The sequence below is a fragment of the Mesorhizobium sp. C432A genome, assembly GCF_030323145.1.
In the GTDB taxonomy this organism is placed as follows: domain Bacteria; phylum Pseudomonadota; class Alphaproteobacteria; order Rhizobiales; family Rhizobiaceae; genus Mesorhizobium.
Genome location: NZ_CP100470.1, coordinates 5537810 through 5562027, shown reverse-complemented (window position 1 = coordinate 5562027; position 24218 = coordinate 5537810). Strand labels below are relative to the sequence as shown.

19 protein-coding genes are annotated in these 24218 nt (G+C 59.0%); 9 read left to right on the top strand and 10 right to left on the bottom strand.

Annotated elements, in window-relative coordinates; all coding sequences use genetic code 11:
- Positions 1–149 precede the first annotated feature (149 nt).
- Together NLY33_RS27335 and NLY33_RS27330 are read left to right on the top strand one after the other, a co-directional pair.
- The gene (locus NLY33_RS27335) at positions 150–1778 is read left to right on the top strand and encodes a fatty-acid--CoA ligase (RefSeq protein WP_023703205.1); all 1629 of its coding nucleotides are present in this window, start codon (positions 150–152) and stop codon (positions 1776–1778) included.
- 122 nt (positions 1779–1900) lie between these two features.
- On the top strand, positions 1901–2683 hold the full coding sequence (locus tag NLY33_RS27330; RefSeq protein ID WP_023703206.1) for a DUF1499 domain-containing protein: 783 nt from the start codon (positions 1901–1903) through the stop codon (positions 2681–2683).
- Between the two features lie 2 nt (positions 2684–2685).
- Here NLY33_RS27330 and NLY33_RS27325 read toward each other — a convergent pair whose 3' ends face one another.
- Positions 2686–3594 (bottom strand): MBL fold metallo-hydrolase, encoded by a 909-nt coding sequence (locus tag NLY33_RS27325; RefSeq protein ID WP_023705511.1) that lies wholly within the window; start codon positions 3592–3594, stop codon positions 2686–2688.
- A 117-nt stretch (positions 3595–3711) separates the two neighbouring features.
- Between NLY33_RS27325 and NLY33_RS27320 the strand changes: the two genes are divergently transcribed.
- Together NLY33_RS27320 and NLY33_RS27315 are read left to right on the top strand one after the other, a co-directional pair.
- Positions 3712–4305, top strand: coding sequence for a biotin transporter BioY (locus NLY33_RS27320; RefSeq protein ID WP_023705510.1), 594 nt, complete (start codon positions 3712–3714; stop codon positions 4303–4305).
- Between the two features lie 89 nt (positions 4306–4394).
- Positions 4395–4646 (top strand): hypothetical protein, encoded by a 252-nt coding sequence (locus NLY33_RS27315; RefSeq protein ID WP_023705509.1) that lies wholly within the window; start codon positions 4395–4397, stop codon positions 4644–4646.
- Between the two features lie 135 nt (positions 4647–4781).
- On the opposite strand, the gene NLY33_RS27310 is transcribed toward NLY33_RS27315, so the two are convergent.
- Entirely contained in the window at positions 4782–5930 is a 1149-nt protein-coding gene (locus tag NLY33_RS27310) for an acyltransferase family protein (protein WP_023705507.1), read from the bottom strand.
- A 588-nt stretch (positions 5931–6518) separates the two neighbouring features.
- Between NLY33_RS27310 and rfbA the strand changes: the two genes are divergently transcribed.
- From rfbA to NLY33_RS27285, 5 genes are read left to right on the top strand one after another with little or no spacing between them, the layout of a single operon-like run.
- Positions 6519–7400, top strand: a complete 882-nt coding sequence (rfbA, locus tag NLY33_RS27305) for a glucose-1-phosphate thymidylyltransferase RfbA (RefSeq protein ID WP_023705506.1) — start codon at positions 6519–6521, stop codon at positions 7398–7400.
- 1 nt (position 7401) lies between these two features.
- Positions 7402–7953 (top strand): dTDP-4-dehydrorhamnose 3,5-epimerase, encoded by a 552-nt coding sequence (gene rfbC, locus NLY33_RS27300; RefSeq protein WP_023705505.1) that lies wholly within the window; start codon positions 7402–7404, stop codon positions 7951–7953.
- Positions 7954–7978: 25 nt separating this feature from the next.
- Positions 7979–9055, top strand: coding sequence for a dTDP-glucose 4,6-dehydratase (gene rfbB / locus NLY33_RS27295; RefSeq protein WP_023705504.1), 1077 nt, complete (start codon positions 7979–7981; stop codon positions 9053–9055).
- Positions 9052–10029 carry a dTDP-4-dehydrorhamnose reductase gene (gene rfbD / locus NLY33_RS27290; protein WP_023705503.1) on the top strand — a complete coding sequence of 326 codons (978 nt, stop codon included), beginning with the start codon at positions 9052–9054 and terminating at the stop codon, positions 10027–10029. The genes rfbB and rfbD overlap by 4 nt, the downstream gene beginning before the upstream one ends.
- Positions 10026–15263 (top strand): glycoside hydrolase family 99-like domain-containing protein, encoded by a 5238-nt coding sequence (locus tag NLY33_RS27285; RefSeq protein WP_023708417.1) that lies wholly within the window; start codon positions 10026–10028, stop codon positions 15261–15263. The genes rfbD and NLY33_RS27285 overlap by 4 nt, the downstream gene beginning before the upstream one ends.
- An 86-nt stretch (positions 15264–15349) precedes the next feature.
- Here the strand turns inward: NLY33_RS27285 and NLY33_RS27280 are convergent, their stop codons facing one another.
- The 8 genes from NLY33_RS27280 to NLY33_RS27245 form a co-directional block, all read right to left on the bottom strand.
- Positions 15350–16084, bottom strand: coding sequence for a class I SAM-dependent methyltransferase (locus NLY33_RS27280; protein ID WP_050587696.1), 735 nt, complete (start codon positions 16082–16084; stop codon positions 15350–15352).
- A 263-nt stretch (positions 16085–16347) separates the two neighbouring features.
- Positions 16348–17136, bottom strand: a complete 789-nt coding sequence (locus NLY33_RS27275; protein ID WP_156932393.1) for a sulfotransferase — start codon at positions 17134–17136, stop codon at positions 16348–16350.
- A gap of 68 nt (positions 17137–17204) precedes the next feature.
- Entirely contained in the window at positions 17205–18062 is an 858-nt protein-coding gene (locus NLY33_RS27270; protein ID WP_023709287.1) for a class I SAM-dependent methyltransferase, read from the bottom strand.
- A gap of 249 nt (positions 18063–18311) precedes the next feature.
- Positions 18312–19841 carry a glucosyltransferase domain-containing protein gene (locus tag NLY33_RS27265; protein WP_084013504.1) on the bottom strand — a complete coding sequence of 510 codons (1530 nt, stop codon included), beginning with the start codon at positions 19839–19841 and terminating at the stop codon, positions 18312–18314.
- A 345-nt stretch (positions 19842–20186) separates the two neighbouring features.
- Positions 20187–21137, bottom strand: a complete 951-nt coding sequence (locus NLY33_RS27260) for a WxcM-like domain-containing protein (protein ID WP_023705494.1) — start codon at positions 21135–21137, stop codon at positions 20187–20189.
- Positions 21134–22072 carry a glycosyltransferase family 2 protein gene (locus tag NLY33_RS27255; RefSeq protein ID WP_198020342.1) on the bottom strand — a complete coding sequence of 313 codons (939 nt, stop codon included), beginning with the start codon at positions 22070–22072 and terminating at the stop codon, positions 21134–21136. The genes NLY33_RS27260 and NLY33_RS27255 overlap by 4 nt, the downstream gene beginning before the upstream one ends.
- Positions 22069–23175: a DegT/DnrJ/EryC1/StrS family aminotransferase gene (locus NLY33_RS27250; protein WP_023705492.1), complete on the bottom strand. Its 1107-nt coding sequence runs from the start codon at positions 23173–23175 to the stop codon at positions 22069–22071. Before NLY33_RS27250 ends, NLY33_RS27255 begins: the two co-directional genes overlap by 4 nt.
- Before the next feature lie 296 nt (positions 23176–23471).
- On the bottom strand, positions 23472–24212 hold the full coding sequence (locus NLY33_RS27245; protein ID WP_023705491.1) for an ABC transporter ATP-binding protein: 741 nt from the start codon (positions 24210–24212) through the stop codon (positions 23472–23474).
- Positions 24213–24218: the final 6 nt, after the last annotated feature.

The following is a 24218-nucleotide window of genomic DNA, read 5'->3' as shown; positions in this document are numbered from 1 at the left end:
ATGGCCGGATTGTGGCGGTTTTCCCCGCCTTTCGATCACTGCTTGCTTCAGCCGTTAACGGTTGGAGACGTCATGGCTGGACAATCCGTCCGTTCGTCCCACAATGGAACAAAAGACGGGAAAAACGAGGAAGCAATGGGAGGAACCAGATGCTCGGACTGATGCAGGAATGGCCGCTGCTCTGCCACAAGCTGATCGACAATGCCGAGCGGCAGCACGGGACGCGCGAGATCGTCTCGCGCTCGATCGAAGGTCCTGTCGTTCGCACCACCTATGCTGAAGTTCATCGCCGCGCGCTCAAGGTCGCTCAACGGTTGGAGCGCGATGGCTTTGTGCTCGGCGACCGCATCGCGACCCTGGCCTGGAACACGGCGCGCCACATAGAGGCCTGGTACGGCATCATGGGCATCGGCGCCATCTACCATACGCTCAACCCGCGTTTGTTCCCCGAGCAGATCGTCTGGATCATGAACAATGCGCAGGATAGAGGGATCTTCGTCGACCTGACCTTCATGCCGCTGCTGGAAAAGATCGCCGGCGCGGTCAAATCGCTGAAAAAGGTGATCGTCCTGACCGACAAGGCGCATCTGCCTGAAACGACGCTGTCGAATGTGGTTGCCTATGAGGACTGGTTGAACGAGGCCGATGGCGACTTCGCCTGGAAGGTTTTCGGCGAAAACACCGCAGCCGGCATGTGCTACACCTCCGGCACGACGGGCGATCCCAAAGGTGTGCTCTACAGCCACCGCTCGAATGTGCTGCATGCCATGATTGCTGCCATGCCCGACGCCATGGGCCTCTCCGCGCGGGACACGATCCTCCCCGTCGTGCCGATGTTTCATGCCAATGCCTGGGGCCTTGGCCAGAGCGCGCCGATGATCGGCGCCAAGCTGGTCATGCCCGGTTGCAAGATGGACGGCGCCTCGATCTACGAGCTGCTCGACACCGAGAAGGTGACCTTCAGCGCCGCCGTGCCGACCGTCTGGATGATGCTGCTGCAGCATCTGGAAGACACCGGCAAGAAGCTTCCCTATCTCAGCAAAGTCGTCATCGGCGGCTCGTCCTGCCCGCGCGCCATCATCAGGAAATTCCAGGACAATTACGGTGTCGAAGTCATCCATGCCTGGGGCATGACCGAAATGTCACCGCTCGGCACGCTGTGCACCATGAAGCCGCAGTATCAAGCGCTCGAGGGCGAGGACCGGCTCGATATCCAGGGCAAGCAGGGCTACCCGCCCTTCGGGGTCGAGATGAAGGTGACGGATGACGACGACAAGGAACTGCCTTGGGACGGCAAGACCTTCGGCCGGCTGAAGGTGCGCGGTCCAGCCGTCGCCAGCGCCTATTATGGCGGCGTCGGAGCCGAGCAGTTCGACAAGGACGGCTGGTTCGACACTGGCGATGTCGCCCATATCGATTCCGGCGGCTACATGCAGATCACCGATCGCGCCAAGGACGTCATCAAGTCGGGCGGCGAGTGGATATCGACCATCGACCTGGAGAACCTCGCCGTCGGCCATCCCGATGTCGCCGAGGCCGCGGCGATCGGCGTCCATCATTCGAAATGGGGCGAGCGGCCCTTGCTGGTCGTGGTCGCCAAGCCCGGCAAGGAGCCGAGCAAGGCCGATATACTGGCGTTCATGGACGGCAAGGTGCCGAAATGGTGGATACCCGACGACGTCGCTTTCGTCAGTGAAATCCCGCACACCGCCACCGGCAAGATCCAGAAGATCACCTTGCGCAAGCAGTTCAGCGACTACCGCCTGCCGACGGATTGACCGGGACCGTGCGTTTCCTTGACCTTCAAGCTACCGGCCGCAAAAACGTTAGGGCAGGGGATGTTCAATTTGAGCATCCTTTGCTCTAAGCGTCTGTGCGGGTTGGGGCGGTGCTGAAGACAATGGAAATTGACGAGCGGCAGACATCGAAGGCGGCCGGCTGGTCGCGGCGCACGGGCGCTTTTGCCCTGGTCCTGCTGCTCACCGTGCTGGCCGGCCATCATTTCGAACTGGTCGAAACGCCGGCCTTCCTGTGGGTGCTGGCGATCGTCGCCTTGCTTGCCGCGTTCGCTTTGCTGTTTGCCGGCCTCGCTTTGTCCCGGCTGTGGCATTTCGGTGACCGTGGCGGCCGCGACCTCTCGGTCGGCGCCCTGCTGGCGCTGCTGGTGCTGACGCCCTACGGCTTTGCCACCTATTTGGCGGCGACCACGCCGCCCCTGAGGGACATTTCGACGGACCTCGACAATCCGCCGGTGCTCGAGACCAGCGACCGCACCAAGGACATGAACGTGCTCGCGCCGCCAACGCCTGGCGAAGTGCGCCTGCAGGCCGACGCCTATCCGCTGGTCACCGGGCACAGCTACAATCTGCCGTTCGAAACCGTCGTCGACGCCGTTGAAACCGTGCTCGACCGCCGCGATTGGCAACTTACTGCGCCATATCCGGTGACGGACGGTCAAGACGAGGTGACGATATCGGCCGTTGCCCGGAGCTTCGTCGTAGGCCTGCCCGCCGACGTCGCCATCCGGGTCAGCAATGATGGCGACACCATCGTCGTCGACATGCGCTCAGCCTCCCGCTACGGCCGCTACGACCTCGGCGACAATGCGGCGCGCATCGTCGGGTTCCTCGCCGAACTCGACCAGGAGGTTGCAGGGCAGGTGGGTGCCGCGCCGGCTGAGTAGTTCTACCCCACCGGCACAAAAACGCCGTCGATGGCCGGGTCACCCTGGGTAGCAACCAGGCCGCGCGCCACCAGGTCCTCGAGATGGGCAAGCACCGACAGGCCGGCGGCGCCATGCAGGCGCGGGTCGGTGTCCCGGTAGATAGCCTTGACCATGTCCGGGATCGTCCGGTCGCTGTCGCGGATCCGTTCGAGGATCGCCCGTTCGCGCATCTTGCGATGGGTCTTGAGGCCGCGCATGAAGCTGCGCGGCGCGGTCACCGGGCCGCCATGGCCGGGCAGCAGCAGGCGATCGCCGCGCGCGATCAGCCTGTCGAGCGAGGCCATGTAGTCGGCCATCGCTCCGTCCGGCGGCGCCACGATCGATGTCGCCCACGCCATCACATGGTCGGCTGAAAACAGGATGCCGGTGCCTTCGAGCGCAAATGCCGCGTGATTGGCGGTGTGGCCCGGCGTCAGCACCGTCCGGATCGTCCAGCCATCGCCCTCGACCAGCGTATCGTCGGGCAAAGTGACATCCGGCACGAAACCGGTGTCGGCGCTGGCGTCGAGCGGATTGATCTCGGCGATCCGCAGCGGCCTTGCCGGGCGGTGCGGGCCTTCGGCCAGCACGGCGGCACCGGTGCGCGCTTTCAGCCGGGCGGCCAGGGGAGAATGGTCGCGATGCGTGTGACTGACGAAAACATGGCTCACCGGCCGGTTTGCGATCACCTTCAGCAACGTCTGGAAATGCGCTTCATCATCCGGACCCGGGTCGATCACCGCCAGTGTGTCGCGGCCGATAATGTAGCTGTTTGTGCCGTGAAAGGTGAATGGGCTGGGGTTTTTGGCGGTGACGCGCAAGACCTCGGGCGCGACGGTGACGCCCTGGCCATAGGCGGGATCGAAGCTGGTGTCGAATTTGAGCGCCATGGCGGTGTCGTTGAATCTCTGTTCAGGAAGACGGCAAAACTGATTGCCGCATAACACGGAAGCCAATATAGAAAAACGCAAGGCCGCGATCTGCGGCAATCCGGATTGGGGAAGACCATGGCACTTGCAACGACGATGCGCCCGCTTGTTTCTCTCGCTTTGCCCCAGGAGGGCGCGCAGCGCCTGGCAACCCAGCTTTTGCTGGCGATCGCCGGAACGCTGCTTTTGACCCTGTCGGCCAAGACGAAAGTCGTGCTCGGGCCGGTCGACATCTCGATGCAGACGCTGGCCGTCCTGCTGATCGCCACCGCATTTGGCCTGCGGCTTGGCGTCGCTACCCTGCTTCTCTACATGGCCGAAGGCGCCATGGGCTTCCCGGTCTTCCAAAGCACGCCTGAAAAGGGCATCGGCATCGCCTACATGATCGGCGGCACCGGCGGTTATCTCGCCGGCTTCGTCGTCATGGCGGCCATTGTCGGCTGGGCCGCCGACCGCGGCTGGGACCGCCACCCGATCAAGTTGTTCAACGCCATGCTGGTCGCCGAAATCGTCATGATGGCCATGGGCTTTGCCTGGCTGGCCACCCTCATCGGCGTGGAAAAGGCGTGGCAGTTCGGCGTTTTGCCGTTCGTCCTCGGGGATTTGATCAAGGTTGCGCTCGCCGCCAGCCTGGTGCCGGCGGTATGGTCGCTGCTGCCCAAGCAGCCCTGAAACGGAGGCTTTTTCCACCGAACTTTACGTGAATAAAAGAGTGTAAAACCGGGGGTACGGCTTTTTGCGGCAACAGCGTCCGGTCGCCTATGCAAGATCAAGATTTCACTGAAATCAGACTTTATGGCGAGGTCATCATCAGCCGCGAGAGAGATATCGCGCCAGAGTTTTCCGACTACGACATCGACGCCCCCTTGCGACTGGATACTGCTGCCAACCTCGCTTTTCCGGATGGAACGATGGGCGTCAAAGGGTTCCGAAAGGAGCGCGATCAGGGTCGCCTTACCACAGAAATGATCGCCAACAAGGAATATACGCCTTGGCCGCGATCGAGCGCATGAGAGAGGTATGTCGCGTCCAAGCAAGGGAACCCGTCTCGCATGGCCGGAATTGCGGCGCAGATGGTCAGCGACTTCACCGGCGCAGAGACGATCGATCCAGATTTGCTGGATTGGATCGTGCGGAACTAGGCGCACTCAGCGCCACGGGAACAGCGTTTCGGTTCGGTTCCTGAGCGAAAGGGGGATACGCAGACCATCGCCATCGGCAATTTGAAGATGATTGAGCTGAAGACGCGATGGCGACCATTGCAGCAGCCAGCGCCTAAACCAGGCGTTGGCCCAGACTTCGAAGCCATAGTGGATAGCCAGCCCCCAGGCGGTCGCAAACGAGAGCATCAACAAAAGCCCAAGGTGGGGCTCTATCACCTCGTACCAACGCCAGTACCAAATCGGCCATTTGAAAAAGCTCCCCTGCACGACAAGATGCGCAAGGTAGATCGCGTAGCTAGCTGCACCCAGCATCTGAAATGGTCGCCCTCGCATGAAGACCCGACCTTCGACCTCTGCGGCGGCAAGCCCAAACACGAGGAAGAAGGCCCCGGCTCCCCACATGGAAAAAATGACGTTTCGCGACTCACCGACGAAGGCTGTCGTCGAAAGGATTAGTATCGCCAGGGCAAAAACGAGATACGCCAGCCATAGCCGCGTCACGGCGCAGTTCTGGATGGTCGATGCGATGATTAAGCCGCCACAGAACTCCAAGATAACCGGAGATCCGGAAAAGCCAAGGACCGCCGCATCGGTCGATAAGTTCACGTAAACCATCAGCACGAAGACAGAGATCAGAATGGCCGCGCCCCTTACCCTGGTGCCAACTATGCCGGAAACCACCACGACCGCGAATGCTATGTAAAAGAACATTTCGTATTCAAGAGTCCAGCCGACCCCCAGCGCAGGTAGCTGGCCTGTGATAGGCCTCTCGAGGAACAGTAGTGAGCGGCCCAATTGCGGCCATGTCCACACTTGGGAGGCCCAACAAACATAGGCGAGGGTCATCACCCAATAGAGCGGGAGGATTCGGGATACCCGTTTGGCCATGAAATCATAGACACCGGCAGCGCCAATCTCGAACCGCTGTAAGCCTATGACAAAGCCGGAAACCACAAAGAATATGGGCACGCCAACGGCGCCAAAGACTCCCACATTTCCGTAGGAGAAAAGCCAGGGGAGATCGCCGCCGACCAGTTTGTGGATTGAACCATAGACGCCGTAGTAGTGATGCACGACGACGAGCAGTGCCGCGATCCCGCGCAGCCCTTGAATAGATAGAAATACTTTCGGCACAACTCCTCCCGAGAGCTTCCGTCTTTTCAGAAGTTTTTCGCATCCTTTGTGGGCAACAGCAATCGAGAGACAACTCCTATGCACTGTTTCGTGCAAGCGCGTCCGCCAGCACGCGCGGCGCGCTTCACTCGCAACTCGCGCTGTTTAGAGGTCCGGTCATCTTTAAACCCCACGTCGGACATTCACGCACGAACATCGTCAGCAGAAACGAGACAGACCAATCCCTTCGACCATTCATGGCAAGGCAAGCGCCCTCGTCAGTTCGACAACACTTGAGCAGAACAGTGCTGTGCTCGCCGCGACCTTCTCTACCGCGCGCTGTGACAGTCGCCAACAAGATGACTACGAGTTCTGGTTCCGGGTTTTCGAGGGTCACGTACTGCGACCGGAATGTGATTGAACGGAAGGCACCTAGCCCGCTATCTTTTGATGAGGGCGTAGCAAATCTGTTTCGCGATTGACCGATTCGGACGAACGGGGATGATCCTAGACGCTGCCCGAGCCGGAAGATTGACAAGCCATTGCTTGAAACCTAAGCACGGGCAACTTGTTGTCAGGGCGGGGGCCTCGGTTTTCAAGGAGAGCTTGTTGAAAGGAATTATCCTTGCAGGAGGCAGCGGCACCCGTCTCTATCCGCTAACATTAGCGGTCTCTAAGCAAATCCTGCCGATATACGACAAGCCTATGATCTATTATCCGCTGAGTGTGCTGATGCTCGCGGGTATCAGACAGATTTTGATCATCTCAACTCCACGTGACTTACCCACTTTCCGGGAATTGCTTGGCGACGGCTCGGAGTTCGGCCTTGAGCTCTCATATGCCGAACAGCCGCGGCCCAACGGGCTTGCCGAGGCCTTCATCATCGGCCGCGACTTCATCGGCAAGGACAATGTGTCGATGATCCTCGGCGACAACATCTATTTCGGCGAGGGCCTGTTGCAGCTCTGCCGCGCTGCCGCGCAGCGCGAAAGCGGCGCGTCGGTGTTCGCCTACCATGTCGAGGATCCGCAGCGCTATGGCGTGGTGTCGTTCGACAAGCTCACCGGCACCGCTTTGACGATCGAGGAAAAGCCGGAGAAGCCGAAGTCCAACTGGGCGGTCACCGGGCTCTATTTCTACGACAACGATGTCGTCGACATCGCTTCGACGATCAAGCCCTCGGCGCGCGGCGAGCTCGAGATCACGGCGGTCAACAACGTCTATCTCGAGCGCGGGAAATTGCACGTGCATCAGCTTGGCCGCGGCTATGCCTGGCTCGACACCGGCACGCATGACAGCCTGCATGAGGCCTCGTCCTTCGTGCGCACCATCGAGCACCGCCAGGGCATCAAGGTTGCCTGTCCTGAAGAAATCGCTTTCGAGCAGGGCTGGCTGACCGCCGACAAGGTGCTTGAGCGCGCCACGCGCCTGGGCAAGAACGAATACGCCGCCTATCTGCGCCGGCGTGTCACCGAGCTGACGGAGAACTAGAGTGGACTTCAGGCAGCTTGGTCTTGATGGCGTGCTCGAGATCGTGCCGAAGCGGCACGGCGATGCGCGCGGCTATTTCATCGAGACCTGGAATGCCGAGCGCTTTTTTGAAGCCGGCATCGACCTGCGTTTCGTCCAGGACAATCACTCCTATTCGGCGGCGGCAGGTGTCGTGCGGGGGCTTCACTATCAACTGCCTCCACGCGCGCAGGACAAGTTGCTGCGTGTGATCCGAGGCAAGATTCTCGACGTGGCGGTCGACATCCGCCGCAGCTCGAAAACCTTCGGAAAATGGGTCGCGCTCGAAATATCGGCCGAGAGAGGCAACCAGATCCTGGTGCCGAAGGGTTTCGCGCACGGTTTCGTCACGCTCGTGCCGGACACCGAGGTTCTGTATAAGGTCACCGACACCTATTCGCCGGCGCATGATCGATCGATCCGTTTCGACGATCCTGATATCGGCATCGATTGGCCGTCGCCGGCCGGCGCCTTCGAGCTCTCGGCCAAGGACCTCAAGGCGTCGGCGCTTGCTGAGGCCGAGGTGTTCGCATGACGCGCGACGATGTGAGGAGAGCGCCATGAATTTTCTGGTGACAGGCGGTGCCGGCTTCATCGGCTCGGCCGTGTGCCGGCATTTGTGCGCCAATCCGGCCTACCATGTGACCAATCTCGACAAGCTCACCTATGCCGGCAATCTGGCCTCGCTGCGCACCATCGAGAATGCGCACAACTACAAATTTGCGCAGGCCGACATCTGTGACGAGCGGGCGGTTCTCGACATCCTCCACCGCGACGAGATCGACGTCGTCATGAACCTCGCCGCCGAAAGCCATGTCGACCGCTCGATCGACGGACCGGGCGCCTTCATCGAGACCAACATCGTCGGCGCCTACCGGGTGCTGAATTCGGCGCTCGAATATTGGCGTGGCCTTGGCGACGACAGGAAAGCCCGCTTCCGCTTCCACCATGTGTCGACCGACGAGGTGTTCGGCGATCTGCCTTTCGACGGCGGCATGTTCGTCGAGGAAACGCCTTACGCGCCGTCCTCGCCCTATTCTGCCTCCAAGGCGGCGTCGGACCATCTGGTGCGGGCCTGGCACGAGACCTACGGCCTGCCAGTCGTGCTCTCCAATTGCTCGAACAATTACGGGCCCTATCACTTCCCCGAAAAGCTGATCCCGCTGGTCATCCTCAACGCGCTCGACGAAAAGCCGCTGCCGGTCTACGGCGCCGGCGCCAATGTGCGCGACTGGCTGTTCGTCGAGGACCATGCGCGCGCGCTGGAGCTTGTCGCGACCAAGGGAATGCCGGGCGAAAGCTACAATGTCGGCGGCAATTCGGAGCGGACGAATTTGAGCGTCGTCGAGACGATCTGCGACCTGCTTGACATCAGGCGGCCTCGAAAAGGCGGCAAAAGCCATCGTGATCTGATCAATTTCGTCACCGACCGCCCCGGCCACGACCGCCGCTACGCGATCGACGCATCCAAAATCAGCCGTGACCTCGGCTGGACGCCTGCCGAGAGTTTCGACAGCGGCCTGGCAAGGACGGTCGACTGGTTCCTCGACAACAAATGGTGGTGGGGCCCGATCCGCGAACAGCGCTATGCCGGCGAGCGGCTGGGCCAGGTCCAAGACAGGAAGGGCGCGGCGTGAGGCTTGTCGTCACCGGACGCGAGGGCCAGGTCGCCACCAGTTTGCTGGAGGCGGGGCAAGGGCTGGCGGGCGTGGAGGTGGTCGCCGTGGGACGGCCGCAGCTCGATCTGGCGCGGCCCGACACGGTGTTCGAGGCGCTTGCGGCGGCGAGGCCCGATGTCATAGTCTCGGCCGCCGCTTACACCGTGGTGGACCAGGCCGAGGACGAGCCCGAACTGGCTTTTGCGGTGAACGCCGCGGGCGCCGGCAAGGTGGCCGAAGCGGCAGCGCGGCTTGGTGTCCCGGTCATTCATCTTTCGACCGACTATGTCTTCGACGGCACCAAGACCGGTGCTTATGATGAGGCGGACGCGACCGCGCCGCTCGGCGTCTACGGCGCGTCCAAGCTTGCGGGCGAACAGGCGGTGGCTGCAGCCAGCCCGCGCCACGTGATACTGCGCACCGGTTGGGTTTACAGCCCGTTCGGCAAGAATTTCGTCAAGACCATGCTCAGGCTGGCTAGCGACCGTGACGAGATCGCGGTGGTGGGCGACCAGTGGGGAAACCCGACTTCCGCGCTCGATATCGCCGACGCTATCCTCCGTGCAGCAGCGATCCTGCGTGGCCACACAGGCTTTGCGTCCTTCGGCATCTACCATCTGGCGGGAACCGGCGAGACTAACTGGAGTGGCTTTGCCCGCCACATCCTGGACACAAGCCGGGCGTTGGGTGGCCCGCGTGCGCAGGTGCGCGACATCGCGACCAGCGACTATCCTACCAAGGCGGGGCGCCCCGCCAATTCGCGGCTTTCGAGCGCGAAATTCGCAGCCACGTTCGGATGGACGGCGCCGGAGTGGCAATTATCCACAAATGCCTTGGTCGGCCGCCTTTTGGCGGGGGAGACAACGAGCGCGATCGAGGGGCATCGCCATGGACCTGTTGCCGGACCGCCTCGAAGCGATTTGGCGCCAATCAAGGACAGCCTCCAACGATGAATGAGCCAGCAACTTCGCGGAAAGGCAGCGATCCGAAAGCGGATACGGAGCCGACGAATATCCGCGGCCGGTCACTTCGCCGACTCTACGACAAACATGACGGCAAGGTGTCTGACAAGTGGTCGATTTACTTGAGTGAGTATGATCGATTTTTTTCGAGATATCGAAACAAACCGGTTCGGATCCTCGAAATTGGAATCCAGAACGGCGGCTCGCTTGAGATATGGGGAAAGTATTTTACAAAAGCGGAAATTATTCTGGGCTGTGATATCAACCAGAACTGCGGACTCCTGCGTTTCGACGACGGGAAAATCGACGTTGTCATAGGTGATGCTAACGCCGAAGACGTTAAGCGCAGTATTGTCGATCGATCCGAGGCTTTCGACATCATCATAGACGACGGTTCGCACAGATCTTCCGACGTCATACGGACATTCACAGGCTATTTTCCTCATCTTTCAGATGGTGGGATATTCGTTGTCGAAGATCTGCATACCAGCTACTGGCAGGACTTCGAAGGTGGCCTCTATGATCCGCTTTCCTCGATGTCGTTCTTCAAGCGATTGCTTGATTTGATCAATCACGAGCACTGGGGACTGGACCATAGTCGAACGGATGCACTCGCGGCATTCGCGAATCGGTACGGGGTCGTATTCGATGATCCTTCGCTTGCGTCGATTCATTCCGTAGAGTTCCTGAACTCTCTTTGTATCGTAACCAAACGGCCGTCCCAGGAGAACGTCCTCGGGCGCCGCTACGTAGCAGGAGAGGTCGCGGCGGTTGAACAGAGCATCCTTCGTCTTGATGGCACGGCGCTGAACGCTGCCAGCCAGGCTGGAAATCCCTGGTCGTTGCGGTCGATGACGATGGAAGAGGAGATCACGAGCAAACGGGAACTGGGCGACCATCGCGAAGCGCAAATGCAGGCGCTCCTCGAGGAGGTCGCCAAGGCGCGCAGAGAGATCGAGAGCCGCTCCGACGAGATCGCAGGCGCAAGAGCCCAGCTCGCTGAAAGGTTAGAAGAGATCAACGCCTTGCAAGCGGAACTGTCGACGGCGCATGCGGCCGCCAGCACGCTCCTTGCCGATCGCGACAATGCTCGCTTCGAGGAAGTCCGGTTGCACGGTGTTCTCGATGCAGTCTACGCCAGCACCTCATGGCGACTGACCAGGCCATTGCGCGGAATTGCGAGCCGCGTCCGCGCGATCGGCAAGGCACCTATGACCGCTCGCCGCGTCTTGGCTCGCGGCGCGTACATTTGCTGGCACAAACTGCCGCTGTCTGTCGACGTTAAACGGAAGTTGAAAAGCGCGGTGTTTTCGACCTTTCCTTCGCTGTTTGGCGTTACGAATGCCTATCGCGCCTGGCGAAGCCTGGAGGCGCCCGACGCACCGATGGGCTACGTCGGGACGGCCTTGTACCGGCCGGCCAGTTCTGGCCCGGCCGTTGCACCCGAACCCGTCTACGTGCCGCGTCTCGAAGCTCCGCCGCTGCACCAAAAGCCGGTGCGCGTCATTGCGTTCTACCTGCCGCAGTTCCACCCGACGCCCGAAAACGATGAATGGTGGGGGCAAGGCTTCACCGAATGGACCAATGTCAGGCCCGCCCAACCGCAATTTTTCGGCCACCACCAGCCGCATGAACCGGATGCCCTCGGCTACTATGATCTGCGCGACACCGCCGTGCAGTACCGCCAGATCAACCTGGCAAAGCTCTATGGCGTGGAAGGCTTCTGCTTCTATTTTTATTGGTTCGGCGGCAAGAGGCTGTTGGAAAAGCCGCTCGAAAACTGGCTCGGGGACAAGAGCCTCGACATGCCGTTCTGCCTTTGCTGGGCCAACGAAAACTGGTCGCGCCGCTGGGACGGGCTGGACCAAGAGATCCTGATCGCCCAGGATCACTCTCCCCAGGATGATCTCGCTTTCATCGCCGAGGTCGCGCCTTATCTTCGCGACCCTCGTTACATCCGGATCGACGGCAAGCCGCTTCTGCTTGTCTATCGCCCAAGCCTGCTTCCGGCGGCAGCCGAGACGGCGCAACGCTGGCGGACATGGTGCCGGGAGAACGGCATAGGCGAGATTTTCCTCGCTTACACCCAGTCCTTCGAAGCCGTGTCTCCTGACCGTTACGGGTTCGATGCCGCTGTGGAATTTCCGCCAAACAATTCGGCGCCGCCAAATGTCACGCACACCGTTGCGCCGCTGCACGACGATTTTGCCACCACTGTCTATGACTGGTCTGTTTTTCCGCAGCGCAGCGAGAACTATCCACCCCGCAAATACAAGCTCTTCCGCTCGGTTTGTCCCGGCTGGGACAACACGGCGCGCCGCAAGCGCGGCGGCACCGTGTTCATCAACAACACCCCCGCGCTCTACCGAGGGTGGCTGGGCAACGCCATCGAGGACACGCTGGCCCATGTCAAGGAGCCATCCGAGCGGCTGGTCTTCGTCAACGCCTGGAACGAATGGGCGGAAGGCGCTCATCTGGAGCCCGATACCGTAAACGGCTACGCCTACCTGCAAGCGACCCGCGACGCTCTGGAGGCGGCGAGCGGGAAATGCAAACCCCGGATCGCAATCGTTTCCCACGACGCCCATCCGCATGGCGCACAATTGCTGGCGCTCAATTTGGCCAAGGGGTTCACACAGCTTGGTTTCGCGCCGGATCTCGTCGTGCTGGGTGATGGGCCGCTGCTCGGCCGTTTCGCCGACACAGCGACAGTGCATAGGATCAATGTGCCAGAGGGAGATGCCGCCGATGTGTTGTGTCGCCTGACCGCCATCAGGAACGCAGGCGCGGAAGTGGCGGTCGTGAACACCACCGTATCCGGCATGCTCGTCCCGCTGCTGAAACAGGCGGGGTTCCGCACGGTGTGCCTCGTCCACGAGCTGCCCGGGATATTAAAGTCCTACGGCCTTGCTGATGCCGCCGAGGCGATTGCCGAGGGCGCCGATACAGTCGTTTTCCCAGCAGAGATCGTGAAAGCCGGATTTGAAGAATTTGTTGGCCGGCCGGTCAGCCAGTCAGTCGTCAGACCGCAAGGCCTCTATTTGCGCATGCCGTACCACGCAGGGGACCGTCAACGGGTCCGCGAGGCGGTCCGCGCCAAATTGCAACTATCGACAAACACCAGCATCATCTTGTGCGCGGGCTACGCCGATCATCGGAAGGGCCTCGATCTTTTCGTTGACGTTTGCCTCACTCTGATGAGGTCCAATCCGGATGTGGTTGCGGTCTGGGTCGGCCACGTCGATCGCGCCTTTCACGCCAAACAGATGCAACGCGTGAGGGAAGCAGGGCTCGAGGATCGCTTCGTCTTTGTGGGCTTGGTAGAGAACCCGCAGGAATATTATTTCGCGGCGGATATTTACGCCCTGACTTCGCGTGAAGATCCGTTCCCGTCGGTGGTACTTGAGGCGCTTGATGCCACGGTCCCGGTCGTTGCCTTCGAAGGCGCAGGCGGCTTCCAGGACTTGCTGAAGCGTGATTGCGGAAGTCTTGTGCCTGCATTCGACACTGACGCCATGGCCAAGGCCATCAACGGTCTACTCGATGATCCGGACAATGCTCGAAATCTGGCAGGCGTGGGCCGTGATATTGTCCGCCAGGAATTCAGCTTCAGCCACTACCTGCACGACTTGCTGATTTACGCAGAAAGGCCATCGCCGCGGGTGTCGGTCATCGTGCCGAACTACAATTACGCCCGATATCTGGGTGCGCGCCTGAGCTCGATCACCGATCAGACGATGCGGCCCTATGAGTTGATCGTGCTTGACGATGCTTCGACGGACGAAAGCGTCGAGGTCATCCAGCAATTTCTGGCCGATTGCGACATTTCGTGCAGGTTGGTCGTGAATGCGCAGAATTCGGGCTCGGTCTTCCGTCAATGGATGCGTGGGGTCGAAATGGCGCGGGGCGATTACGTTTGGATCGCCGAAGCCGACGACCTCGCCGATCCCGGCTTTCTGGCCGAGCTTATGCCAGCCTTCGAGCGCGACGAAGTCGTAATGAGCTACTGCCAGTCGCGCCAGATAGACGGCGCCGGCCGCGTCTTGTCCGAACACTATCTCGACTATGTGGCCGATATTGACCGGTCTCGCTGGACGAAACCCTATGTCGTGGATGGCCGCCAGGAGATCGCCGAGGCACTTTACCTCAAGAACACCATTCCAAACGTCAGCGGCGTTCTGTTTCGAAGGGAGGCGCTGCGCGAGGCTCTCAGCCAGCACCTTGATGAAATCGCTTCCTACAGGAATGCCGGCGACTGGGTCGCGTATCTGCGATTGCTGGAGAAGGGCGATATCGCGTTCCATCCGCACGCGCTCAACGCGCATCGCCGGCATCAATCAAGCGTGACCATCGGGAGTTTCAACGCCAGCCATCTGCAAGAGATCGCGCGCGTGCAATCCGAAACGATTGCCCGCTTCCATCTGGGAGCGGCAGCGCAAGAATCAGCAAGCGCATATGCCCAACGACTCTACGAGCAATTTGGCCTCGCGACAGGCGACAAGCCACGGTTCGAGTGGCATCAGGTTTCTGGGGAAACTCGGGCCAAGGCCGAAGAAACAAACAGCGCCGATATGATCAATTCTGAATCGAAGAGAAAGCTCGGCGAGTCAGTGGCGATCGTCGGCGCCGCTTGGGTCGAAAGCCCATACTATGACGATGCCGAGCCCTGGACCCATCTGTTTTGGGACGAGGACAAGAACTTTCGTCGTCTCTTCAACAAACTGGACCTGACGTCAGTTCTCGAATTGTCGTGCGGACATGGTCGGCACGCCGAACGAGTTGCTCAGATGACGGATCGCCTGACGCTGATGGACATTCACGAGGCCAACCTGGATTTCTGCCGAGACAGGCTGCGGGCGTATCCGTTTGTCCGATATCTCAAGGGGGACGGGGCCACCTTTGAGCCGGTGGAACAAGGAAGTGTGACCGCTATCTATTGTTATGACTCCATGGTGCATTTCAGCCCGGATATCGTTGAGAGCTATCTCAGGGATGCAGCACGAATACTGCGGCCCGGCGGAATGGGGCTTTTTCACCACTCTAACTATCCAGCGCCAATGAACCGGCACTACGGTCGGAATCCACTGGCGCGAAACCACATGACCAGGAAACTGTTCGAGACCTACGCCAAAAGTGCGGGGCTTGTCGTTCGCGAAAGCAATATCATTCACTGGGGCGGCGTGGACGAACTGGATTGCGTTACGCTCGTGGAGCGGCCGGACTAGACACCGTGAATGTCCAAATAGAATTTTTGAAACCTCACTCAGAAGAGCTGAAATTTATCGCCGCTGACGAGGTTCGCACCTCTAGATTAGAACGTGCGTGGCTTTCTCAGTATGTATACCTCCGTCATAGGGCCAAGGACCGCAATGCTATTGGACTGCATTCTCCGCACTTCAACGTCGAATCCGGTGTGTCGCTGGATCAGCAGGGGAAAATCGTAGCCATACCGCCAAGTGACCAATGATCCGCTCGGATCTTGCGGGTTGCCATGGTATTCGGGTTCGCCCACAATCCGGATGCCATCCTTCGATCGGAAGGCTACTTGTTCTGAGGCCGCCCATTCCGGGTATGTCGGTGTTGTGAAAATGCACACGCCACCGAAATCCAGAGTTCGGAAAATCTCCCTGAGGGCGGCAAATGGGTGGAATAGGTGCTCCATTACATCAAGATGGATGACTAGGTCGAAAGTTCGGTCAGGAAAGGTTTGAGCCTCCAGGTCCTCATTCCTGATGTGCTCAACCATCGAACCGAAAGGTTTGCTCGGATAATAGCCTGAAAACACCTTTTGCTTTGAATTGTACCAAAGCCATAGCGAAAGGCCGCGCCCTCCCGGCGCCGATTCGTGCACGCGGAGCGTCTTGAAAGCTTCTCTTGGGAAGAGCGAGAATACGACATCAGCTGCGGCCCGCTCGCGCGTCACGCAATCGTTCAGCGGGCAATTGACGGCGACAAGGGAGTCTCGGCAGCTGTAATAGTCGTCTGGGGATGTGAACGTCTTCCGCTCGGTGCAGATCGGGCAAGTCGCCTGAAACTCTATCGCCATTGATGTCCTCCGCTCAGCCTCAAACTTAGCCGAACTCTGTAGCCGTCACAAACCTACAGCCGCATTTCCTTCACGTGCGTCGGTCGGAAAGGCAAATCCATGCATCGAATTTCGCGCCGGAGCCATAGTGGACCAAGTTTGGAACTGATATGGCCAAACGCGGTCGGTTTACCCACGTATCGACTAGTCTAGATCAATGGGGTAACGCAGCGGGTGCGGTGCAGTCGAGGCCTTGACCGCCGAGGCCGTTGAGAAGGCGTCCCCTAGCTCGAGTGCTTTGTGTCAAAAACGTTCTGCAGGGTGACGCGGTCAAAGTTAACGCCAAGGAAGTCAAATAGTGGCCTAAGGCGATCAGGGTCATAGCGGTAGTCATCATAATGGACGTGAAAAATGTCTCGCGTCGACGATTCTGCTATGTCGCGAAGCAACTGATCGGCTTTAGTCAAATCCTCCTTTGAAACATCATGACCTGCCTTTTTGTTGCTGGCGATAGTGGCCTCCAGACCCCGCGTGTTGATAAGAAAGGCACAGCGAGGAAAGAAGCGCCGCATGAATTCCAGCTCGAACGCCAGTTCACCAGCAGTCAAGTGATAGCGAATTTCCTTGAAGCCTGTGACGCGAATATCTGGCGGCGGCTTCAAGATATTCCGAATGAAACTGGCGGCAAGATCGTGCCCGAATCGATCAAGATCCATGCCGGCGGCGCCAAACCATGGACTGGTGGGCTTTTCGCTATCGGCTGAGAACAGGTCCTGCGCAATCTTCACCGCCTCCCAGGACTTGATAAGACCGTGAAGAGCGCCCGCATTTTCACCTCTGATAAGCACACCCGGGATGGTGTTCACTATCCCCTGAAGCAGAGTTGAGCCTGATCGCCCATAGGTCACGATAAAGAGAAAATCAAAATTCATTAGCACCTCATAAGGAGCCATTAGCGCCGGCACCGGAACCGAGTACCGCTCGCCATTGCCGAAATCGTCCCCACACGGCGAATGGCAGCCGATCAAATCATAGTAGAAGCGATTACCGGAGAATCTCGGTCCGGCAGACAATTAATCCACTATCTCTCTCTCGTGCAGGTGGTTGATAAACCGCGATTTATCGTCACCTTAGCCCGCCGCTAACCGGAAGGCTGCATCAGCACCGACACTTGGAATGGATCGAGTATGGATCGGTCATGTCCTACAAGTGTCCAGCCATTCCCCCTCAAAAAATCGATTTCGCAAGAGATGTCACCATACGTTTCGCCTTCGACACCACCATGAGGAAGATAGGCAAATCCGTTAAGGCGGTGATTCGACTCCATCTCCGCAGCGATGGAGGTCTTTCGAATCCCATCGATGAACGGCCAGAATTCGATGGGCCGAATGGTGGCGACGAGCAGTCCGCCGGGCTTGATGTGGTTTCGAAGCGCCGCAAGGCAGGTTTTGGCGGTTGCCGGCGCGAGATGAGTGAAGACCGAGAAGGCGAAAATCAAATCGAATCGTTGATCATTGACGGGTAGACCAGAAGGCATCCGCTCCGATTGAGCGAACTTGCCATGCATCCTCGCCTCTCGACATAGGTCCAGAGATTTATCCCACGCGTCAACACCCCATATGTGCGACGGGTCGCTATAGTAGTACATCATGCGCAAGATACGCCCGTAGCCACATCCGAAATCGAGGATGTCAGACCCTGCCAGCGGCTTTTTCACATGCCGAGTGTAGTTGTTTTCAAGTTGACGGGCAAAAGATGCTGTCTGCCGATACAGGTCGAGACCAGATGCTCCGGTCCAAGTCTTCTGCACGTCGTCGCTGGCCATTGCTGGCAGGAGACGCGACAAACCAGGATAGTGCTTGTTCGGCAAGGAAATCATAAAGAGGCCGAAGTCGTCCAGGCTCATTCGGCGTAGAAAAACGAGTGCCTCTTCAACCGTGCATCCGTTGGCCGCCGAGCTTTCCGCCGCATTCAAGTGTGGGACGGCAGTGGAAAACATGCGGCCTCGCGCTGTTCGTGAGGTCTCTCCGTTTGCGTGACCGTGTAGCACGCGTCGAATTGCAGTCAGCCAATCAACGACCAAAGGAATCACCGCTGAAAACTGAATCGAAGGGTCCCCGATCCACCGTTTCAAGAGCTGGCGACGTACGGGTCAAACCTGGACTAGTCGGGCGCATGTCAAGTCCGCAGCGATAAGTGCCAAACCACACTACAGGACTTTCGCGAGCAGGACCAATTGCGGCGCCCTTCAACGCTTGGCCATCCTTGTGAGGGCTTGCTGATGTGCGTAGCTAGGCGTCTGGCCGAGCCTTATCAGTGCGATGTCGTCCTTGATTTCTACACTGCCGGGAGCGGGCCACACCGGCATGGTTGAAAGACGGACGATTGTTTGGTCGACTTGATCCAGGGTCGGGCCTGTCAAATTAGAATAGCCCAGAAGTTCCATATAGGAAGCGATACGCCAAGGATTGCCACCGTCCCATTCGAAGAAGGAATAACCGACTGTCGAGCCTGGCGGCCTGGGATAGGTTGTCACAAATGGCTGGGCACCGAACACGCTTAAGGCGTAGCTGCGTTTTGCGTCGAAACCGGGCGTGGCCGACAACCTCTCGTAGAGGGCTCCCGCCAGAAGAGTATCGTGCTTGTCGACCAGATAGCTGGACGCCAGACGATAGTTCTGGATGACCTGGATCTGGAAGAGCGCCACCGCCAGCAAAATAGCCGAGGCGACACGAATCCTGTAATTCCCGCTCGTAACCGCCACATAAGAAAACAGCCACACCGCGATCGGAACCCCAACGAGACTTCTGACAGGCATGCTGCCCGCCGCGAGCAAATGAAGACCGAAGGGAACAAGCAACGAAACGAAGGCGGGTGCCGTCAACATCAGTCTTGTGCGGGGCGATTCCTCGAAAAGTACCCAGCCGCCCAGGATCAGCAAGAGAGGAATTGCCCACAACGCAACGCCATAGGTGCCCCGGTCCAGAGCGTAAGCCCCGCTCATCGCCTCCAATACGCGTCCAATGACCACAATCGGATGTTCAAACAGAAAACCCGGCTGGGAAAGCGAATCGAAATAGGCGTTACTGCCGGAGACGAACAATCTAAAAACGGCGTTGCCGGTGACGTAGAACAATATGGCGCCGGTCAGCAGAACACCGATCCGAAACAGGACTTTAGGCAGCGATTTTCCCGTGCCAGCCCTTGTCTGTAGAATTGAGATCGCGATGCCCAATACCAGAATTGCCGGCGCGAAACTCTGATAGATCGAGATCGCGAAGCCGCCTGCGGCTACTGCACCCAGGAAGGATGGGCTGAGTACAGAAACGTCACTCCTGACGATCAGCCAAAGCGCGAGCGCGGTGGCGAACAGACCAATCCCGACAGCGGCGATGTTCGAATAAAACTCGACGATGAAGAACCAGGTCGGGAAACCGCAGAAGATTGCAAAACATGCATACTCCGCGATGGAAAGCTCGCGCTTGTCGATGGCGTCCATGACGAGGAGATAGGCGGCTACGCAACCGGCACCAAAGACGGCCGGTGTCAGCAGCGGCATCACTGGGTGGGGGATGAGAAATCTCTCGATCAGATACGCGCCCCATCGCCCCTGAATGATCCAGATTGACGCATCAGTTCTGAACGCGGCGAGTTCTTCGTCGACGGAGAGCGAAAAGGAAGCCAGCTCAGAGAAATACATCGCGACAAAAATCGCGAAGAGATTGATTGCCTGCCGGATTGTGTTTGGGCGCGTCAGCATGATCTGCGGAGTATCCATCGAGAAATCAAGAAGTTGAGGATGGTCGTCGTGGCGAGGGTTACGAAGAATGCTACCGCCGTGTTTTGCAAGATTCTTTCGAGGACCTGAAGACTAACCAATCCGACTACGAACACGATTGCGATCGAGGCGCCGATTGCCAGTCTGTCAGCGAAGCCCGTACGGCCTCCGGGAAAGACACGATCTGGATAGAATACCATCGCAAAAACGAGGCCTGCCAGCCAGGCAAGCCCGTAGGAGAAACTTGAAGGGAACACTGTTAGGCCGGCGAAATATATGAGCGTGGTCAGCGCGGTGTTTAGGCCGCCGGCGACAAGAAAGCGGATAGCGTCTGCGCCCACACGATCAGCGGCCATCCTGCCCGACCGCATTGAGGAAATCTGAATAGTCCCGGATGTAATCGTCTGCATCATATTGGTGCGAGGCCATCACCAGCAGGGCCGTTTCTGGCTGAAATTTGTACTGAATCCCCCAAATTCCTGGCGGCAAATAGAGGCCGATCGAAGGTTCGGTCAATGACACCTCTTTCCTGTCACGTCCGTCATCCACGACGACCGAAAGGCGACCATGGGTTGCAATAAGGAACTGATGGCACTCGCGATGCGCATGCTCGCCTCTGACCTTGTCTGACGGCACGCCGTAGACCAGGAATGAGCGGACCGGCTTGAAGGGCAGATTCAAACCGAACTCTAGTGGAGCGAGCTCGCCGCGCAGGTCGCCAAAATGCGGTAGCCGCCAGAGTTCGCACCCGCCAATGCCAAGCGGCATTTTCTCGCCAGCTGTGCCGGGAAAGGTTTGGGTCACGATCGGCTCCACTCGCGGGCCGGTCTGGTAGCCGATGATCGTGGCGGGATTCCCGACGACAACGGCATTGGCAGGGACGTTCTTGGTCACCACGGCGCCGGCGCCGACCATCGCCTGACGACCGATGGTTATGCCTGGGAGAATCGTCGCGTTGGCGCCGATTGATGCGCCATCCTCGACGGTCGTCAGCAGAAACGTTTCGGGATATTCCTTCGAACGAGGGAATCGATCATTGGTGAAAGTCGCATTCGGGCCGACGAATATGCGATTGCCCAGGCGAAGGCCGTCCCACAATTGAACACCGCACTTTATGGTCACCTCATCGCCGATGATCACGTCGTTCTCGATGAAAACATGATCGCAAATGTTGCAATTCGAGCCGATCACGGCGCCGGGAAGGACGTGGGCGAACGCCCAGATCCGTGTTCCATCGCCGACATACGAACTTTCGCAAATGCCGCGCTCATGCACGAAAAATGGCTTGTCGGTCATTTGGCTGTTCCGTCAACGACGCGGCTGATGATTCTGAGAGGGCGTGACTTGGTGTTTTCAACTGCCCGCCAGAGATAGCAGCCAAGAATGCCCTGAACCAGGAGACTGGCCGAACCGAAGCCCGTGATCAGCAACACCAGCGTCGTGTAACCGGCGGGATCGATATTGCCAAGCAAGCGGGCAATCACGGTAACGGTGGCAAATATCAGGCTCAAGACGCAGCCCGCGAAGCCCACCCAGAGTGTGAGCATGATCGGAAAGTCAGAGAACGAAAAGACGCTGTCCATCATGTATCGGAACCGCCGTGCCATGCCCCAGGAGCTTGTTCCGTGCTCTCGTTCGCGCCGGCGATAGGGCACGAATTGCCGCCTGAAGCCCACCCAGAACAGCTGCACGACAAGCGAGCTGTTCGGCTCTTCGATCGACAGGATCGCTTCCAGCACCGGGCGATTGCAAGCGAAGATATCCACCCCGCCGCTCGGCATGCTGGGCAGGACCAGCCTGCGGTAGGCGGCCCAGAAAGCCCTCGAGAGAAATTTAGTCAGAGGCGGATCGCTACGTCCAGCTCGCTGCCCAAACACCACGTCCGCCTCATCCTTCTCCAGTTTCGAAAAGAATTCGAGGATCAGTTCCGGCGGCTCCTGCAGGTCGGCCGCCATGGCCGCAACGTGATTGCCCGATGCGTGTTCGAGGCCGGTGCGGATGGCGGTAAAAGAACCAAAATTCCGGCTATGGAAGATGATCTTGTAATCGTAGCCCGTGCTCTTCATTTCCTTGATCAGCAGAGGGCCGGATTCGTCAGGCGACCCGTCGACAACGAAGACGAACTCGATGTCGCCCTGATATCTGCAATGGAAATCGGCGACCGCCTGCAGAAGGGAAGGGATGTTCGCCTGATTTCGATAGATCGGGAAAACGATCGAGCGCGTTGTCACATTGCCTCCCATTCGCGGAGGGCCAGGCACACCTGCTCGATTTCGTCACTCGTCATGTCGGGATAGCAGGGGACGGAACAGAGGCGGCCGACGCTGTCCCTTGAAATGGCGAGATTTTCCATTCCTTTCATCGGCAGGTCCGCCCAGCCGACCTGGTCGCAATCCAGCACGGGATAGTGAATGTCGGTATCGACGCGGTGTTCTTTCATGTACGCTCTGAATGCATCTCGATCGTCGCAGAGCACGACGGCGAGGTGCGCGACAGCGCCGTCGCCACCCTCCAGGAATTGCAATCGATGCCCGGCGACCGATTTGTATCGGTCGAGAATGGCACGTCGCTGCCTGTTGCGGATATCCACATCGCCCAGCAAAACGTCCAGTATCGCCGCTTGAACCTCATCCATACGAGAGTTGCGGCCGTTGGGCACGCCGACATGATATTTTGAACTCCAGCCATATTGTTGCAGCTGCCGCACGTGTGCGGCGGCTGCCCCGTCGGAGGTGAGAACGGCGCCGCCGTCACCCATGGCCCCGAGATTCTTGGTTGGATAGAAGCTGAAAGTGGAGATATCGCCCAGCGAACCCGCAACGTCGCTTCCGATCCTTGCCCCGTGCGCCTGCGCGCAATCCTCCACGATTGGAATGTGCGAGAGACCAGCCTCGGCAAGTCCCGCCCTGATGGCCCGGACATCGACGACGCCGCCATAAAGGTGGGTAACGACGATTGCAGCAGTGTCTGCGTTGGCTGCTTTCAGCACCGACTGAAGGTGTACGAGCTGGCTGGTCGGTTCGATGTCGACGTAGTGCGGAATGAGGTCGTTGTGCCAGCAGGCACAGCTGGCATAGCCCCCGGCATTGGCCGGAAGGACAACTTCGCGCCCGCGCGCGCCGCCGCGCTTGAGGACCGCGGCCAATGCAAATTCGAGTGCGTCAGTACCGTTGGCCACGAGGACGCATTCCGAAACACCAATAAATCTGGAAAAATTTGCCGCAAATCGTTTGCCGACCGCGCCATCGAGCCACCATCCCGAACGCAACGTGCTCGCTACTTCACGCTCGATTTCGACTTGATAGCGCTGATACAGGCGCTTCAGGTCGTTCATCGGGACGGAGTCTTGTGTTGTCATGGTCAACTCAACTGCTCAAGCATGCTTCATTTAAGAATGTTCGCACGGCGGAACGTTTGGCAAGCTCAGTTGCCGCAGGCATGGTAAATCCAGAAGTCCGCTTGCGAGCGTGAAGGGGCGCCGAAAGAAGAGGCACAACTATTGGGATTCTGACGCCGCTGCAACCGGCTTCGCATCGGTAGCGCAGGATGCGCGCCATGTTCAACAGGGCCCACGAACAGCCCCGTCTTGGCGCAAGAAAGGCAGGCCAGCGTGATGGCCGTCGAGAGTGTCTAACGCTTGGCTGTCGTTGCAGCTCTCTTTACCGGCTCTGTCGTGAGCGATTCTATCCGCCCGCTCCTGAGCGTCAATTTCTTCGTACACACACTTTGGATAAGAGCCTCGCTGTGGCTCGCGAGGACGATGATGCCGGCCTTTTCCGCCAGTTCGTCCATGCGCCTTTTGGCCTTGTCCTGAAAAGCGGCGTCGCCGGCGCCGATCCACTCGTCCATCAACAGAATCTCGGGATCAAGCGCGGTCGCTGCCGAAAAGGCCAGTCGCGCGGCCATGCCCTGGCTGTAGGCCTTGAACGGCAAATCGATGAAGTCCCCCAATTCGCTGAAGGCAATGATGTCCTCCATTTTCTCTTCGATCTCGGCTTCCGTCCATCCGCTGATCAATCCACGCAGGACGATATTTCTGCGCCCGGTTGCCTCGCGGCGAAAGCCTATGTTGATGTTGAAAAGAGCGTCGACTTTGCCTTCTATCGCGACGCTTCCCCCGGATGGCTCGTAGATCCCGTAGAGCACCTTGAGAAGGGTGGTCTTGCCGGCTCCGTTCGGGCCAACCAAGCCTAACCGGTCGCCCGCCTTGAGTTCGAAACTGACGCCGTCGAGCGCCTGCACAAACTGCTTTCTACCCGAGCCTTCGATTCTGCCGCCAGGCCCGTCCACGCGCCGGTCCGGCGCGGAAAGCGTCAGCTTCTCGTGCAGCTTGTAAACAAGGCTAACGTTGTCCAGCTTGATAGAAACCATCGAAAA

Bases quoted from the DNA above. Each gene is read 5' to 3' on its own strand.
- NLY33_RS27335 (WP_023703205.1), top strand. From the start codon at position 150: ATGCTCGGACTGATGCAGGAATGGCCGCTGCTCTGCCACAAGCTGATC.
- NLY33_RS27330 (WP_023703206.1), top strand. From the start codon at position 1,901: ATGGAAATTGACGAGCGGCAGACATCGAAGGCGGCCGGCTGGTCGCGG.
- NLY33_RS27325 (WP_023705511.1), bottom strand. From the start codon at position 3,594: ATGGCGCTCAAATTCGACACCAGCTTCGATCCCGCCTATGGCCAGGGC.
- NLY33_RS27320 (WP_023705510.1), top strand. From the start codon at position 3,712: ATGGCACTTGCAACGACGATGCGCCCGCTTGTTTCTCTCGCTTTGCCC.
- NLY33_RS27315 (WP_023705509.1), top strand. From the start codon at position 4,395: ATGCAAGATCAAGATTTCACTGAAATCAGACTTTATGGCGAGGTCATC.
- rfbB (WP_023705504.1), top strand. From the start codon at position 7,979: ATGAATTTTCTGGTGACAGGCGGTGCCGGCTTCATCGGCTCGGCCGTG.
- NLY33_RS27285 (WP_023708417.1), top strand. From the start codon at position 10,026: ATGAATGAGCCAGCAACTTCGCGGAAAGGCAGCGATCCGAAAGCGGAT.
- NLY33_RS27280 (WP_050587696.1), bottom strand. From the start codon at position 16,084: ATGGCGATAGAGTTTCAGGCGACTTGCCCGATCTGCACCGAGCGGAAG.
- NLY33_RS27270 (WP_023709287.1), bottom strand. From the start codon at position 18,062: ATGTTTTCCACTGCCGTCCCACACTTGAATGCGGCGGAAAGCTCGGCG.
- NLY33_RS27265 (WP_084013504.1), bottom strand. From the start codon at position 19,841: ATGGATACTCCGCAGATCATGCTGACGCGCCCAAACACAATCCGGCAG.
- NLY33_RS27260 (WP_023705494.1), bottom strand. From the start codon at position 21,137: ATGACCGACAAGCCATTTTTCGTGCATGAGCGCGGCATTTGCGAAAGT.
- NLY33_RS27250 (WP_023705492.1), bottom strand. From the start codon at position 23,175: ATGAACGACCTGAAGCGCCTGTATCAGCGCTATCAAGTCGAAATCGAG.
- NLY33_RS27245 (WP_023705491.1), bottom strand. From the start codon at position 24,212: ATGGTTTCTATCAAGCTGGACAACGTTAGCCTTGTTTACAAGCTGCAC.